This is a genomic window from Mycobacterium sp. DHQP2018-32-09, assembly GCF_058148405.1.
Window position 1 is genome coordinate 1 of record NZ_JBYVYK010000054.1, and the last position, 15,650, is coordinate 15,650.

14 protein-coding genes and 1 riboswitch are annotated in these 15,650 nt (G+C 71.2%); of the genes, 2 read left to right on the top strand and 12 right to left on the bottom strand.

What is annotated here, in order from left to right:
- Positions 1–1,056: vWA domain-containing protein (locus tag AC30CM_RS22280; protein ID WP_490119094.1), on the top strand; the 1,056-nt coding region annotated here is incomplete at its 5' end.
- Between the two features lie 69 nt (positions 1,057–1,125).
- Here AC30CM_RS22280 and gcvP read toward each other — a convergent pair.
- From gcvP to AC30CM_RS22340, 12 genes are all read right to left on the bottom strand, one after another.
- Positions 1,126–4,011, bottom strand: coding sequence for an aminomethyl-transferring glycine dehydrogenase (gcvP, locus tag AC30CM_RS22285; protein WP_490119095.1), 2,886 nt, complete (start codon positions 4,009–4,011; stop codon positions 1,126–1,128).
- A gap of 172 nt (positions 4,012–4,183) precedes the next feature.
- A riboswitch (glycine riboswitch) is annotated at positions 4,184–4,282 on the bottom strand.
- A 78-nt stretch (positions 4,283–4,360) separates the two neighbouring features.
- Positions 4,361–4,975, bottom strand: a complete 615-nt coding sequence (locus tag AC30CM_RS22290; RefSeq protein WP_490119126.1) for a MerR family transcriptional regulator — start codon at positions 4,973–4,975, stop codon at positions 4,361–4,363.
- A 251-nt stretch (positions 4,976–5,226) separates the two neighbouring features.
- Positions 5,227–5,721: a bifunctional nuclease family protein gene (locus AC30CM_RS22295; RefSeq protein WP_490119096.1), complete on the bottom strand. Its 495-nt coding sequence runs from the start codon at positions 5,719–5,721 to the stop codon at positions 5,227–5,229.
- Between the two features lie 47 nt (positions 5,722–5,768).
- Positions 5,769–6,512: a transcriptional regulator FtsR gene (ftsR, locus tag AC30CM_RS22300; RefSeq protein ID WP_490119097.1), complete on the bottom strand. Its 744-nt coding sequence runs from the start codon at positions 6,510–6,512 to the stop codon at positions 5,769–5,771.
- Positions 6,512–6,988: a glycogen accumulation regulator GarA gene (garA, locus tag AC30CM_RS22305; protein WP_490119098.1), complete on the bottom strand. Its 477-nt coding sequence runs from the start codon at positions 6,986–6,988 to the stop codon at positions 6,512–6,514. Before garA ends, ftsR begins: the two co-directional genes overlap by 1 nt.
- A gap of 137 nt (positions 6,989–7,125) precedes the next feature.
- Positions 7,126–7,521 carry a glycine cleavage system protein GcvH gene (gene gcvH / locus AC30CM_RS22310; protein ID WP_490119099.1) on the bottom strand — a complete coding sequence of 132 codons (396 nt, stop codon included), beginning with the start codon at positions 7,519–7,521 and terminating at the stop codon, positions 7,126–7,128.
- A 63-nt stretch (positions 7,522–7,584) separates the two neighbouring features.
- Positions 7,585–8,370, bottom strand: a complete 786-nt coding sequence (locus tag AC30CM_RS22315; RefSeq protein WP_490119100.1) for a DUF881 domain-containing protein — start codon at positions 8,368–8,370, stop codon at positions 7,585–7,587.
- A 1-nt stretch (position 8,371) separates the two neighbouring features.
- Positions 8,372–8,704, bottom strand: a complete 333-nt coding sequence (locus AC30CM_RS22320) for a small basic family protein (RefSeq protein ID WP_490119101.1) — start codon at positions 8,702–8,704, stop codon at positions 8,372–8,374.
- Between the two features lie 102 nt (positions 8,705–8,806).
- Positions 8,807–9,715, bottom strand: coding sequence for a DUF881 domain-containing protein (locus AC30CM_RS22325; RefSeq protein ID WP_490119102.1), 909 nt, complete (start codon positions 9,713–9,715; stop codon positions 8,807–8,809).
- Between the two features lie 2 nt (positions 9,716–9,717).
- Entirely contained in the window at positions 9,718–10,332 is a 615-nt protein-coding gene (locus AC30CM_RS22330) for a CDP-alcohol phosphatidyltransferase family protein (RefSeq protein WP_490119103.1), read from the bottom strand.
- Between the two features lie 9 nt (positions 10,333–10,341).
- Positions 10,342–12,645: an accessory Sec system translocase SecA2 gene (gene secA2, locus AC30CM_RS22335; protein WP_490119127.1), complete on the bottom strand. Its 2,304-nt coding sequence runs from the start codon at positions 12,643–12,645 to the stop codon at positions 10,342–10,344.
- Positions 12,646–12,726: 81 nt separating this feature from the next.
- Positions 12,727–13,560: a GNAT family N-acetyltransferase gene (locus tag AC30CM_RS22340; RefSeq protein ID WP_490119104.1), complete on the bottom strand. Its 834-nt coding sequence runs from the start codon at positions 13,558–13,560 to the stop codon at positions 12,727–12,729.
- Between the two features lie 146 nt (positions 13,561–13,706).
- On the opposite strand from AC30CM_RS22340, the gene AC30CM_RS22345 reads away from it, so the two are divergent.
- Positions 13,707–15,629 carry an ABC transporter ATP-binding protein/permease gene (locus AC30CM_RS22345; RefSeq protein ID WP_490119105.1) on the top strand — a complete coding sequence of 641 codons (1,923 nt, stop codon included), beginning with the start codon at positions 13,707–13,709 and terminating at the stop codon, positions 15,627–15,629.
- The last annotated feature ends 21 nt before the right edge of the window (positions 15,630–15,650 follow it).

The window sequence follows — 15,650 nt, forward strand, 5'->3', positions numbered from 1 at the left end:
ACGGCGGGCGTGTCGGCGGTCCGCACGCTGCTCGCCGGGGCGCCCAGGTTGCCCGACGACACGCTGTCCACGGCCTTCGACGCGCTGCTGTCGGGTAGTGACGCTGCGGCCGCACCGGTGCACGCCGTGGCCACCACCGAGCAGCAGCTGTTCCAGAAGGGCGCGTCGCTCGACGGCGCCAAGGAGAAGGTGGCGGGCTGGTCGCCGTCGGGATCGGCCGCGATCGCCGACTACCCGACCGTGCTGCTGACCGGCGACTGGTTGTCGCAGGAGCAGGTGAGCGCGGCCAGCGAGTTCGCGCGTTTCCTGCGCAAGCCGGAGGCGCTCGGCGAGTTCGCGAAGGCGGGCTTCCGCGTGCAGGGCACCGACCCGCCCGCCAGCGACGTCACGGACTTCGGCCCGCTGGCGACGCCGGTCACCGTCGGCGATGCCGCGACGCGTGCGACGCTGGCCGAGGCGGTCGGCTCGCCCGCGGCCAACCCGGCCGTCACGATCATGCTGGACCAGTCGATGAACACCGACGAGGGCGGGCAGACGCGGTTGGCCAACGTGACCGCGGCCTTGCAGCAGCGGCTCGCCGGGCTGGCGCCCACCGCGGCCGTCGGCCTGTGGACCTTCGACGGGGTGTCGGGGCGTTCCGAGATTCCGCTGGGCCCGCTGGCCGACCCGGTGAACGGGCAACCCCGCTCGACGGTGCTGGCCGACAACCTGCGGGGCCAGGTGGCGTCCGGCGGCGGCGCGGTGTCGTTCACGACGCTGCGGCTGCTCTACACCGACGCCACGGCCAATTACCGGGAGGGTCAACCCAACTCGGTGCTGGTGGTGACCGCGGGTCCGCACACCGACCAGTCGCTCGACGGCCCCGGTCTGGAACAGTTCGTCCGCCAGACCTTCCAGCAGGCCAAGCCGATCGCGGTGAACGTCGTCGACTTCGGCGGCGATCCCGACCGCGGTACGTGGGAAGCGGTCTCTCAGATCACCGGCGGCACCTACGCCAACGTGGCCAGTTCGACCGGTCCGGAGTTGGCGGCCGCGATCGCCACCGCACTGGGCTGACGACGAGAGACGGCCGGCGGGAATCCTCGGATGTCCCGCCGGCCGTCTCGTCTGCCGGGCCTCGGACCGCTACGCGAACGCCTCCACCGGCGGGCACGAGCACACCAGGTTGCGGTCGCCGTACGCGCTGTCGATGCGGCGCACGGGCGGCCACACCTTCGGCCGGAACGCCGTGCCCAGCGGGTAGGCGGCCTCTTCGCGGGTGTACGGGTGGTCCCAGTCGGCGACCAGCAGCGCCTCGGCGGTGTGCGGGGCGCCGCGCAGCGGGTTGTCGTCGACGGGCCAGTCCCCCGCGCCCACGCGGTCGATCTCGCGGCGGATCGCGATCATGGCGTCGCAGAACGCGTCGATCTCTGCCAGGCTCTCGCTTTCGGTCGGTTCGACCATGAGCGTGCCCGCCACGGGGAAGCTCATGGTCGGGGCGTGGAAGCCGTAGTCCGCCAAACGCTTCGCGACGTCGTCGACGGTGACGCCGGTGGCCTTGGTGATGGGCCGCAGGTCCAGGATGCACTCGTGGGCGACCATGCCGTTCTCGCCCGTGTAGAGCACCGGGTAGTACTCGTCGAGGCGGCGGGCCACGTAGTTGGCCGACGCGATGGCGGTCAGCGTCGCCGCGCGCAGGCCGGGGGCGCCCATCATCCGGATGTAGGCCCACGTGATCGGCAGGATGGACGCCGAGCCGTAGGGCGCCGCCGACACCACGTAGTGGTCGCCGAGGTCGTCGTCGAGCGGGTGCCCGGGCAGGTACGGCGCCAGGTGGCTGCGCACCGCGACGGGACCCACGCCGGGGCCACCGCCGCCGTGCGGGATGCAGAACGTCTTGTGCAGGTTCAGGTGGCTCACGTCGCCGCCGAACTTGCCCGGTCGGGCCAGGCCCACCAGTGCGTTGAGGTTGGCGCCGTCGACGTAGACCTGGCCCCCCACGTCGTGCACGGCTGCACAGATCTCGGCGACGTCGTGCTCGTAGACGCCGTGCGTCGACGGGTAGGTGATCATCAGCGCGGCGACGGCGTCGGCATGCTCGGCGATCTTGGCGCGCAGGTCGTCGAGGTCCACGTCGCCGTTCTCGCGGCAGGCGACGACGACGACGCGCATCCCGGCCAGGGCCGCCGACGCCGCGTTGGTGCCGTGCGCGCTCGACGGGATGAGGCAGATGTTGCGTTGCGCCTCGCCGCGGCCCAGGTGGTAGGCCTGGATGGCCAGCAGGCCGGCGTACTCGCCCTGCGAGCCGGCGTTGGGCTGCAGCGACACCGCGTCGTAGCCGGTGAGTGCGGTCAGCCAGTTCTCCAGGTCGGCGATGAGCCGGCGCAGCCCCGGGGTGTCGGACGCGGGCGCGAACGGGTGCTGCCTGGCGAACTCGGGCCAGGTGATGGCCTCCATCTCGGCGGCCGCGTTGAGCTTCATGGTGCACGAGCCCAGCGGGATCATGCTGCGGTCCAGCGCGATGTCCTTGTCGGCGAGCGAGCGCAGGTACCGCATCATCGACGTCTCGGTGCGGTAGCGGGTGAACGCCGGGTGGGTGAGGAACGGCGACGTCCTGGTGTGGATGTCGGGCCCGGTCCAACGCTGCCCGCCGCGGGTGGCGCCGAACGCGGCCAGCACCAGCTCGACGTGCTCGGCCGTGGTGGCCTCGTCGCAGGCGACCGACACGTGGTCGGCGTCGACGAGCCAGACGTTGATGCCGCGGTCCTTGGCGACGGCGCGGATCTCCTCGGCGCGGCCGGGGACGCGGGCCAGCACGGTGTCGAAGAACGCGTCGTGCACCACCTCGATGCCCGCCGCCGTCAGGCCCTCGGCGACGCCGAGCGCCTGCCCGTGGACGCGATGGGCGATGGCGGTGAGACCGTCGGCGCCGTGGTAGCTGGCGTACATGGCGGCGACGACGGCCAGCAGCACCTGCGCGGTGCAGATGTTGCTGGTGGCCTTGTCGCGGCGGATGTGCTGTTCGCGGGTCTGCAGCGCCAGGCGGTAGGCGGGCGCGCCGTCGGCGTCGACGGAGACGCCGACGAGCCGGCCGGGCAGCTGCCTGGCGTGCTTGGCGTGCACGGCCAGGTAGCCCGCGTGCGGTCCACCGAAGCCCATGGGGACGCCGAACCGCTGGGTGGTGCCGAAGGCGACGTCGGCGCCGATCTCCCCCGGCGGGGTGAGCAGCGTGCAGGCCAGCAGGTCGGCGCCGACGGCCACCAGGGCGCCGCGGTCGTGAGCCTGCGTGACCAGCTCGGACCAGTCGGTGACGGCGCCGCTGGCACCGGGGAGGCCGACGATCACGCCGAAGAAGTCGCCGTCGGGCAGCCCGCCGCGCAGGTCGGCGGTGACGACCTCGATGCCCAGCGGCTTGGCGCGGGTCTCGATGACGGCGGCGGTCTGGGCGTACAGGTCGGCGTCGACGGCCAGCCGGTTGCGGGACCCCTTGACCGCACGCTGCATCAGGGTCATCGCCTCGGCGGCGGCCGTGGCCTCGTCGAGCATCGACGCGTTGGCCACCTCGAGGCCGGTCAGGTCCTCGACCATGGTCTGGAAGTTCAGCAGGGCCTCGAGCCTGCCCTGGCTGATCTCGGGCTGATAGGGGGTGTAGGCGGTGTACCAGGCCGGGTTCTCGATGATGTTGCGGCGCAGCACCGGTGGGGTCAGGGTGTCGTAGTACCCCTGGCCGATCATGGACACGGCCACGGTGTTCTCGTCGGCCATGGCCCGCAGTTCGGCGAGCGCCTGCTCCTCGGTGGCCGGGGCGGGCAGGTGATCGAGGCCGGGCGCGACGCCGTCGGTGCCGATCTGGTCGATGATGCCGGCGGGCAGCGCCTTGACGGCAAGGTCGGCCAGCGCGTCGACGCCGATCACCTTGAGCATGGTGGCCACGGCGTCGGGGTCGGGACCGATGTGCCGGTCGGCGAAGCGGGGCAGGTGGTGGGAGTTCACCGGGTGGACCGTGCCGTGCTGGCTGGGGTTACCGGACATCGTGGCGCCTCATTTCGATGCAGGGCGGAAAACCGTGGGCGGTCCTCCCCCTCTGTCGTCGACCCGGGCCGGGCGCCTGAGAGATTCAGCGTCGCGGCGAGATCCGCGGACGCCTTTCCCCATGGGCGGGTGCGCCGCGGCTACGGCCGCGCACCACTTTCCAGAGGCATCGGGGCTCCGTGCGGTCCGGGGTGCCTGAGAGGTTGACGGAGAGGTGTTGCTCCTTCGGCGCCCGCCGCTGGCAGCGACGGGACTCTCCCGCACGGGGAACGATGCGTTGCCGAGTCTACCGGGACGGCATCGACGCGGCAGCGCACGCCCGGCCCGGCAGTCCGGGCGGGGGCGAGACTCAACCGATCTTGCGGTCGCGGTGCTTGCGGCGGGAGGCCAGTTCGTCCTCGGGGGCGGCGATCGACTCGCCGCCGTCGGCGCGTTCGCCGGGGAATTCCGAGATGGCACCGGTCAGTTCGCGCATGGCGCCGGAGACGGCGATGCCGAACACGCCCTGCCCGCCCTGGAGCAGGTCGACGACCTCTTCGGCCGAGGTGCACTCGTAGACGGTCGTGCCGTCGGAGAACAGCGTGATGTTGGCGAGGTCTTGCACGCCGCGCTGCCGCAGGTGATCCACCGCCACCCGGATGTTGTGCAGTGAGATGCCGGTGTCGAGCAGCCGCTTGACGATCTTGAGGACCAGGATGTCCTTGAACGAGTAGAGCCGCTGGCTACCGGAACCGGCCGCACTGCGGATCGAGGGCACCACCAGCGAGGTCCTGGCCCAGTAGTCGAGCTGCCGGTAGGTGATGCCGGCGATCTGGCAGGCGCTGGGCCCGCGGTAACCGACCAGCTCGTCGGGCACGGAGTCGTCCGGGAACAGGCCGCCCTGGACGGGTTCGCCCGCCACCACGGGCCTCGTCGCCGGGGCGTCGGAAGACAGCTCCAGCTGCTCCTGACGTGGCGTCTGCAGCTTCTGCTCCTCGCGTCCGCGGTCGCCCACTGTCCATCCTCTCGCCGAGTCGAACTCGCTCCGTGCGCCACGGCCGCACCCTGGCGCAGCGCTGTCGTCCAAGCTCGAGTGTGTCGAGCATACGCTGCCGGGCAGGCCCGTGACTGTCTGAAGTCAGTCCAAAGTATGGCTGCCCGAAACGCCGATCACCGAAACCGCACCCGCGTGTCGGCAGGTGCCGACCAGTTGAGACGCATCCGTGATCAAGCGGCTCAGGTCGCCTTGAAGTCGTCGGGCGACACGCTGTCGAGGAACTCCTTGAACTTCTCCACCTCGTCCTCACGGACGGGGCCGGAGGCCTCCTCGTCACCCTCGTCGGGGATCAGCAGCCCGGCCTCGGCCAGCACCGCCTCCTCGACGTAGATCGGCACGCCCACCCGCAGGGCGATCGCGACCGAGTCCGAGGGCCGCGCCGACACCGTGATGTCGCGGTCGAACACCAGGTCGGCGTAGAAGGTGCCCTCCTGGAGATCGACGATGCGCACCTCCTTGAGCGAGTGCCCGAGCGCGTTGATCAGATCCCGGATCAGGTCGTGGGTGAGCGGCCGCGCCGGCTCCACGCCCTGCTGCTCCAACGCGATCGCGGTCGCCTCGGTCTGCCCGATCCAGATCGGCAGATATCGGTCACCGTTGGACTCGCGCAGCAACAAGACCGGCTGGTTCTGCGGCTGCTCGATGCGGATGCCGACTACGCGAACCTCACCCATCTGTGTCTGCCCTCCACGCGTCGAATGCGTTGAACCGAGTCTAGTCCTCAGCGATCGAGAACGTCGCGCACCGCGCTCTTGATCAGCGACGTGTGCAGCGTGATGGCCAAGGCCGCCACCTCGCGGGCGAGGTCGTCGGCACGGTCGCGGGATCCGGCGCGACGCGACTTGTCCACGGGCCCCGCGATTTGCGCGATCAGATCGGACTGCCGGTCGGCCGCCGACCGGAACGCCCGCAGATGCCGCGGCTCGACCCCGTACTCGGCGAGGGCCTTGGCGCACTGCGCGGTCACCACGGCGTGCTCGTCGAAGAACCCCGCGGGCCCCGGCCTGACCACACCGGCCTTCACCAGCGCCGACAGCAGGGCCTCGTCCACGTCGGCCTTTGCCAGCAAATCCTCCCGGCTGAGCCGCGCCGGCGTGCGGGTGACCGCGGCGGGTGCGACGACCTCGTCCCAGTCGTCCCCGTCGGCCACCGGCACCAGCCGAGGTGCCGCGTACGCCGGGCCGACGGCGGGCAGTTCACCGTCGGGCAGCGCGTCGAGTTGCGCCTTGATGACCTTCAGCGGCAGGTACTGGTCACGCTGCGCGGTGAGGATGAAGCGCAGGCGGGCACAGTCGTAGGCCGTGAATCGCCGGTACCCGGCCGGGGTGCGCTCCGGCGTCACCAGACCTTCGGCCTCCAAGAAGCGGATCTTGGAGATCGTGACGTCCGGGAAGTCGGGTCGCAGCAGGTCCAGGACCGCCCCGATCGACATCCCGGCCGGAGCTGGGGTGTCGGGGGCGGTCACTATCCCGCCGAGGTGCCGTCGTCGGTCTTGGGCCCGGTCAGGAACACCAACCGGAACTTGCCGATCTGCACCTCGTCACCGTTGGCGAGCACCGCGGAGTCCACCGGCTCGCGGTTGACGTAGGTGCCGTTGAGGCTGCCGACGTCGACGACCTGGAACTCGCCGGACTCGAGGCGGAACTCGGCGTGCCGACGGCTGACCGTCACGTCGTCGAGGAAGATGTCGCTGTCGGGGTGCCGGCCCGCCGACGTGGTGGCCTGGTCCAACAGGAAGCGCGAGCCCGCGTTGGGACCGCGCTTGACGACGAGCAACGCCGAGCCCGTGGGCAACCCCTCGACCCCCGAGACCGAACTGTCGGTACCCGCCGCGGCGGGGGCGTCCAACTCGTTGAGGAAGTCGGCACGGAAGACCGAGGTGGTCTCGACCGTCACCTCTTCCGTCGAATCTGGTCCCGAACTGGTGTCGTTTTCCGTCACCCGCTGCTCCTCACTGGCTGCCGTGGCGATGTCTGTTCGGCCGCCCGACGCGCGGGCGGCCTGCATGGGATCTCGGTCGATCTACTCGACCGTACCGCGCGGCGTGGACCGGTGTGTCCACCACCGCCCGAAATTCGTCATTCGTCGAGCGTGGCACGATACCCGTCGGCGTCGAGCAGGCCGGACGTCGCGTCCTCGACGCCGCCGTCGGCCACCTGGACGTCGATCAGCCAGCCGGCACCGTAGGGGTCGGAGTTCACCAGCTCCGGGGAGTCGGCCAGATCTTCGTTCACCGCAATGACTTTCGCGGTCACCGGCGCGTACAGCTCGGACTGCGACTTGGTGGACTCCACGTTGCCGAACTCGTCGCCCGCGGTGACCTCGTCTCCGACGGCGGGCAGGTCGACGAACACCACGTCACCCAGGGCGGCCTGCGCGTAGTCGGTGATGCCGACGCGCATGGTGTCGTCACCGGTGATGCGGACCCACTCGTGGTCGGACGTGTAGGACAGGTCGGACGGGGTGTCGCTCACGGCGCTCCTAGGTTCCTCGGGTGACGGGGGTGACTCGGGCGGATCGGGTGGCGCTCGCGCCGGTCACTTGACCGGCTGAGCGTATTGGCGCGGTTTCGGTTGCCGCAAGGCGGTCACCTCGACCGTGTCGGACTGCTGGACCGTCATCGAACCACCCACGCGTTCGATGCCGTCCATCGCCCCGCCCGGAATGTTCATCGCGGCGGCCAGCGTGGCCGGATCACCAATCGCGACAAGGGCATACGGTGGGGTCAGCGTGACGCCGTCGACGACGAGCGCACCCGCGCTGCCCACCACCCACGTGTCGACGCCCACTCGCACGGCGGTGCTCGGGCCCGACGAGATCTGCATGGCCTCCGCGCCCGCTGCGCGCAGTTCGTTGATGACGTCGAGCATGGTCTCCGGCGACACGCCGGGCGCGGTGTCGGCGATGTCGAGGGTCACGCCGGGACCGGTGGCGGCGACGGTGCCGATGAGGATCGACAGGGCGGCCAGGCGGGCCTTCGCGTTCTCGATGGCGGCGGCGTCGTCGCTGCCGGAGGCCTGCAGGGCGGCCAGGGTGCGTTGCAGGTCGGCCACCTCGGTGTTCAGCGCCGCCTCGCGTTGCTGCAGGGAATCGAGCAGCACCAGCAGGTCGGCGGGGCGGGCCGTCTCCAGGGCGTCGCCGGATTCCGTCTGGCGCACCTGCGTGGCGATCGCGATGCCCAGCACCACGCACAGCAGTACCGCCAGTCCCCCGAACAGCAGTTGGGAGCGTCCGCGCGTGGCGACGAACCCGCGGGCACCCGCCGGCTCCCCTGCCGGCAGCTCGTGTCTGCCCTGCTGCTCGGGCTGCTCGTGGGCGCTCACGTCATGCACCGAACAGTCTGCGCCGCAGCGCCGCCGCGTTGCCGAAGATGCGGATGCCCAGCACCACGATGATGGCCGTGGACAGCTGCGTGCCCACGCCGAGCTGATCGCCGACGTAGACGATGATGGCCGCCACCAGCACGTTGAACACGAACGACACCACGAACACCTTGGAGTCGAAGATGCGCTCCAGGTAGGCGCGCAATCCGCCGAACACCGCGTCGAGCGCGGCGACCACCGCGATCGGCAGGTAGGGCTGAATGGCCTCCGGGACGGTGGGGTGGAACACCAGCCCCAGCACGATGCCCACGACGAGCGCGACGATTCCGATCACTGGTGTCCGATCATTCGAGTCCGATCATTCGAGTCCGATCATTCGAGTCCGTCCCTTCGAGCCAACCGTTCGAGCCGTGGGCGTCAGGGCCCCGGCTGGGCGTCACGGCGGCAGCGGCCGGGCGAAGTTCAGTTCGCGCACCGAGCCCGCGGCGACGTCGAGATCGTCGGCGGCACTGACGTTCACCCCCACCCCGTAGGACGTCTCCAGCAGCCGCAGCCGGTGCAGCCCCGGGCTGCGGTCGAAGACGTCGGCCATGGCTCGCGGCGGCCCGATGGCGGTCACGACGTACGGGCTGCCGATGGGCTGATTGTCGACCAAGATGCCGCCGCCCGCCTGCCGGATGGTCACGTTGGGCCCGATGCGCACGCCGCCCACCGCGATCGCCTCGGCGCCGCTCACCCACAGCGAGTTCACCACCAGCTGCAGGTCTCGGTCCAAGACCACCTGCCTGCTGCCCGCCACGCGCTGCTTGCTCACGTCGGTGAGGTCGCGCGCCGCACCGGGTTCGGTGGCGGTGACGGTGAGCCCGGGACCGTGCACGGCGGTGGCGGCCGCGGCGAACTTCGCCCGGTCGAGCCCTTGCAGCAGGCTGCGGCCCGCCGCGTCGCCTTCGAGCCGGCTGCGCCGTTCGGTCTCCACCGCCGCCGCCAGCTCGTCGCGGCGCGCAGCCGCGGCGTCGGCGCTGGACTCGGCGGCCCGCACCCCGTCGACCAGTACGTGCTGGGTCTCCCTGGTGGCGGGTGCCACCGACTTCGCCTGCGCGGCGGCCGTCGCGAACACCGCCGCCACCAGCACCCCGGCCACCAGTTGCCACCCCCATTCCAGGGGCCTGCGTCGGGGCCGGCCGTGCGCGCGTTCGGCCGCGGCGGCGTACCCCGGGTCGAGGTGCTCCGAGAGCAGCGACCGCAGCAGCGACGGCACCGGGATCAGCGTCGGGGCGCCCGCCGCGTGCGCGTTGCGACCCGCTTCGCGGCTGTACCCGCCGAGGAGTCGGTCGTCGTCGGACACGGTCAGGCTCCCCGGGCGGTCCTCGGCAGGACGCGGACCACCATGCCCACCTGGATCAGGTACAGCAGCCCCGACCACAGGTACATCGCCATGCCCCAGATGACGAACGCCCACCCGCAGGCCAGGATCACCCGACTCCACAGCGCATCCCACTGGCCCAGCAGGATCAGCGGGAAGCCCGACATCAAGGCGAACGTCGCCGCCTTGCCGACGTAGGTCACCGGCAGTGCCGTCAGTCCCCGACTGCGCAGCACCGGCAGGGTGGCGGCCAGCACCGCGTCACGGCCGACGAGCACCGCCACGAACCACCACGGGACCACGTGGGCCACGGCGAACGCCACCGGTACCGCGAGCATGTAGATGCGGTCCACGGCCGGGTCGAGCAGGGCGCCCAACCGCGACGACTGGTTGTCGAAGAGCCGCGCGATCTTGCCGTCGGCCCAGTCGGAGAACCCGCTGAACATCAGCACCGCCACCGCCCAGCCCCACGCGTGGGACACCAGCAGCAGGTACAGGAACACCGGCACCAGGACGAGCCGCAGGACACTGAGCACGTTCGGGATCGTCAGCACCCGATCGGGCGCCGTCGCGTCGCTCCCGTCCGCCAGTCCAGACATGCGCCAAACCTAGCGGAACACCCCAGGCAGGCTCAGCGCAGACATCGTGTCGTCGGCCAGCGGGTTGTCATGGATCATGTACGTCCACGTCGACGTCGGCCGCGCCAGCTTCGACAGGTCCAGGCCGGGTTCGTCCTCGAGCACGTTGGCGGTCTCGAACGTCTGCTGCGCGGCTTCGATGGCGTCGGCCGCGAGCGAGGCGAACGCGTCGACCGCCAGCCGGTGGAACTCGTCGAGCGGGTTCTGCCTGCCGAGCGCCCGCAGGTGGATGCTCTCCCGGATGTCCGACAGGTAGGCCTGGTGGTCGGCCCACCCGCGGTCCAGGTGATACAGCATGATCAGCCGGCAGATCCGCTCGAGGCGGTCCTCGTCGATCTCGGCGGCCAGCTCCTCGTAGCGCTTGGGCGAACGTTCGCGGAGTTCCTTGCGCGCGGTGTCGGTGCGCAGCAGGTTCTCGCGGCGGTCGGCGATGATGGCCCGCTGCTGGGCCACCAGTTGGTTGTAGCGCCACGTGTTGGCGTGCACGTCGAGCAGCTTGCCCTCGGCGACGCGCTGGGCGTGGCCCAGCAGCTGGCCGGCCTTCTCGTGGAGGATGCGGCCGTTCTCGTCGGTCTGCATCGGCAGCTTCTGCGGTTCCAGGTTGGCGACGACGACGTCGTCCTCCCAGGAGGCGAAGAACACCGACGACCCGGGGTCGCCCTGCCGGCCTGCGCGGCCGCGCAGCTGGTTGTCGAGCCGCTCGGTGTGGTGCCGCCCGGTGCCGATCACGTGCAGGCCACCGAGGTCGGCGACCTCCTTCTTCTTCTCGGCGTCGTCGCCCACGTCGGAGCCACCGAGCCGGATGTCGGTACCACGGCCGGCCATCTGGGTGGACACCGTGACCCGTCCGAGCGTGCCCGCCTCGGCGATGACGGCAGCCTCCTCGGCGTCGTTCTTGGCGTTCAGCACGACGGCCGGGATGCCGGCCTTCACCAGGCGCTCGTGCAGTTCCTCGGATTCGGCGACGTCGCGCGTGCCGACGAGCACGGGCTGACCGGTGGCGTGCACCTCGGCGATGTGCTCCAGGATGGCGGCGTTCTTGGCCGCGGCGGTGATGTAGACGCGGTCGGCGTCGTCGGAGCGCACGTTGGGGGTGTTGGGCGGGATCGGTGAGACGCCCAGCTTGTAGAACTGGCGCAGCTGCTCGCCGGCGGCCAGCGCGGTGCCGGTCATGCCGCACACCGTGGCGTAGCGGTTCACCAGCGCCTGCACCGTGATGGTGTCGAGTACCTCGCCGGTCTCGGTGGGGTCGATGCCCTCCTTGGCCTCGACGGCGGCCTGCAGCCCGTCGGGCCAGCGTTGCAGGGCGGCGATGCGCCCGCGGGAGGCGTTGATCAGCTGCACCTTGTCGTCGCGGACGATGTAGTGCACGTCGCGCTGCAGCAGCACGTGCGCGTGCAGGGCGACGTTGACCTCGGTGAGCGTGGTGCTGACGTGTTCCTCGGAGTACAGGTCGATCCCGCCCAGCGCCTTCTCGAGCTTGCGGGCACCGGCGTCGGTGAGGTGGACGTTGCGCCGGTCGGCGTCGGCGTCGTAGTCCTTGGTGGGCACCAGCTCGCCGACGAGCCGGATGATCTCCAGCCGCGGCGTCTCGCGGTGCGTGGTGCCTGCCAGCACCAGCGGCACCAGGGCCTCGTCGACCAGCACGGAGTCGGCCTCGTCGATGAGCGCGACGTCGGGCCGCGGCGACACCAGGTCGGCGACGTCGGTGACCAGCTGGTCGCGCAGCACGTCGAACCCGATCTCGTTGACCGAGGCGTAGGTGACGTCGCAGGCGTACGCGGCGCGGCGCTCCTCGGGGGTGGAGTCGGCGGTGATCCATCCGACCGTCAGCCCCAGCGCCTCCAGCAGCGGGCCCATCCACTCGGCGTCGCGGCGGGCCAGGTAGTCGTTGACGGAGATGACGTGCACGCTGCGGCCGCCGATGGCGTACCCGGCTGCGGCCACGGCACCGGCCAGCGTCTTGCCCTCACCGGTGGCCATCTCGACGACGTCGCCGGCCATCATCCGCAGCGCACCGAGCAGCTGGACGTCGAAGGGGCGCAGGCCGGTGGCACGCTCGGACGCCTCGCGCACGATGGCCAGGAACTGCGGGACGTCGGCGGCCTCGGCGAGGTCGCCGAGTTCGAGCAGTTGGGCCGCCTTGCGCAACTGCTCGTCGTCGAGGTCCTTGGCCTTGGCGTCGAAGTCGGCCGAGGCCGTGACCCGGCTCATCGAGCTGGCCTGATCCTTGTCGGTGCTGGCACCGAGCATCTTCCAGAACCGGGTGCTCATGCGCGACGGCGCGCGATTCTTGGTCTTCGCCACGTGTTCAAGGTACGCGGCGCACGCGCCCGTGGATCGGCGCACTCGCCGTCATCCCGGCGCCGCGAAGTCGGTCGCGAGCCAGTCCGCGCGGGGCACGAACCCGAGCCTGCGGTAGATGGCGTTGGGTACGGGGTTCGCGACGTCGGTGAACAGCACGACGTCGCGGATGCCCGCCGCCAGGGCGGTCCGGGCGGCGGCGGCGGTGACGGCCGAGCCGTAGCCGTGCCCGCGGTCGTCGTCGGGGGTGTAGACGGGGCCGATGCGGGCCACCCCCGCGACGGGTCGGCGCACCATGGCCATGCTGACGGGCCTGCCGGCGTGTGTCCACAGCACGAATCGCGCCCCCGCCGCCAGATAGGTGGTGACGAAGGCGCGGTGCGCGGCCGGGCGCGGCGTCACCCCGAACGCCTCGACGAAGAACCGTCCGGCCCAGTCGACCAGCAGGTCGGTGTCGGTGCGGGCGTCGTGGTCGCGGGCGGCGCCACCCACTCCGCGGGGGTCGACGAGCGTGCCGAGCACGTGCAGGCGTTCCTCGACGGTGTCGGTGGGCCGTGCCCCGGTGCGCCTCACCCACGCCTCGACGAACGCGGCCGTGGGCGCGGCGGGCCCGCGCACGGCCGCCACCGGGGTGCCTTGCAGCGCGGCGGCGACCGGGTCCGCCGCCGCGACGTCGAATCCACACACCAGCGGGTACGGCGGCGTCCGAACGGCGGCGCCGACGACGCGGCCGGCGTCGGCCACGGTCACCAGCACGGCGTCCGACGGCAGTGCGGGCGCCGCCAGCCCCGACAGCTCGACGGTGTGGGCTATCGGGTCGCGCAGGTAGAACGGCTCGGCGGCCGCGCGGAACGCTGCCTCGTCGTGGAGGATTCGGACCTGCATCCCTCCAGCGTGGCGGGTGCCGCGGCACCGGGACAACCGAATTGGGTGGCGACGATTCCCGGGAACGGCCGCCGCGCTGCGGTAGCTTGCCCCGCAGGGCACGTCGAGGGGCGGCCCCGGTGGGCACGGTCGGGGGGCGTGGCGGCATGGGACCGGAGGCAGTGCGCTCGTCGTCGATCGACTGGAGCCACGAGGCCCTGAACTCCCTGATCTGGGTGCTGCAGGCCTTCTCCTGCGCGGCGCTGGGCTTGGTGGTGGCGGTGCTGCTGCTGGGCAGGACCACCGCGTGGGGCCGCCAGTTCGGCCGCATCACCGGCGGTTACTTCCGTGGGCGGCAATCCGTTCCGGCGTGGCTGTCGTTGGCGGCGCTGCTGGTGTCGGCCGTGGTGGCGGTCCGCGTCGCGGTGCTGGAGAGCTACTACGCCAACGATCTGTTCGCGGCGCTGCAGACGGCCTTCGAGGGCGGTGCGACCGACGACGCGGCGGTGCGCGCCGGCGGCGTCGACGCGTTCTGGCGTTCCATCGGGATCTTCGTCGTGCTCGCGACGGTGTCGGCGGTGCGCTACCTGGTGGACCTCTACGTCTACCAGCGCTTCGTGCTGCGGTGGCGGGTGTGGTTGAGCCGCAGGTTCGTCGACGACTGGCTCGACGAGCACGCGTACTTTCGCGGGGCGCTGTCGGCGCGCCCCATCGACAACCCGGATCAGCGCATCCAACAGGACGTCGACGTCGTCACCGCCGGGACGGGAGAGGTGAACTCACCGGCCAACGGGTCGGTGACCATGCTGGCGTTCGGGTCGGTGCAGGCGCTGCTGTCGGTGGTGTCGTTCGGGGTGATCCTGTGGCAGCTGTCGGGTCCGCTGACGGTGCTCGGGGTGACGGTGCCCAAGGCCCTGTTCTGCATCGTGATCGGCTACGTGCTGGTGGCGACGGTCATCGCGTTCTGGATCGGACGGCCGCTGATCGGGCTGAGCTTCCTCAACGAGGTGCGCAATGCGAGCTTCCGGTACGCCATGATCCGGCTGAAGGATTCCGCGGCCGCGGTGGGGCTCTACCGTGGGGAGCCCGCCGAACGCGTCCAGCTTCGCGATCGGCTGGCCGCGATCGTCGCCAACTACCGCCAGTGGCTGCACCGCATGCTGCTGTTCCTCGGCTGGAACGTCACGGTGAGCCAGGCCATCAACCCGCTGCCCTACGTCGTGCAGGCGCAGCGGCTGTTCGCCGGCCAGATCTCGCTGGGTGACGTCATGCAGTCGGCGGCGGCGTTCATCGCGATCCACGACTCGCTGTCCTACTTCCGCAACGCCTACGACTCGTTCGCCGCCTACCGGGCGGCGCTGCTGCGGCTCGACGGTCTGCGCGACGGCATCGCGCGGGCCGACGCCCTGCCGCGACTGGCGGTCGGGGACTCCGCCGACGGCGGGGTGCACCTGGCAGGCGTCGAGGTGAAGACGCCGCAGGGCACGACCCTGGTTCGCGATCTGGGGTTGGACCTGGCGCCGGGCGACACCCTGGTGGTGCGGGGGCGCTCGGGTGTCGGCAAGACGGTGCTGTTGCAGAGCCTGGCGGGACTGTGGCCCTACGCCACCGGCGACGTCCGGATGCCGAACGGGGCCGAGGCCAGTCCGCGGGACGCGTTGTTCGTCTCGCAGCTGCCATACCTGCCGCTGGGTGACCTGCGCGCGGCGGTGGCGTACCCGCTGTCCCCGGATCAGGTGTCCGACGCCGACGTGCAGCGCGCGCTGGTCGCGGTGTCGCTGCCGCATCTGGTGATTCGGATCAGGGAGGTTCGAGACTGGGGGCAGAGCCTGTCGGTGGGTGAGCAGCAGCGGTTGGCGTTCGCGCGCATCCTGCTCGTCGCGCCGGCGGTGGTGTTCCTCGACGAGGCCACCTCGGCGATGGACGAGGGACTGGAGATGGCGCTCTACCACGCGATCCGGACCGCGTTGCCGTCGTCGATCGTGGTGAGCGTGAGCCACCGCGAGACCGTCGATCGGCATCACGACCAGCAGTTGGAGCTGCTCGGCGACGGCGAGTGGCGGCTGCGGCAGGTGCCCGCGACGACTTGATGACGAGTTGCGCCCTCGACC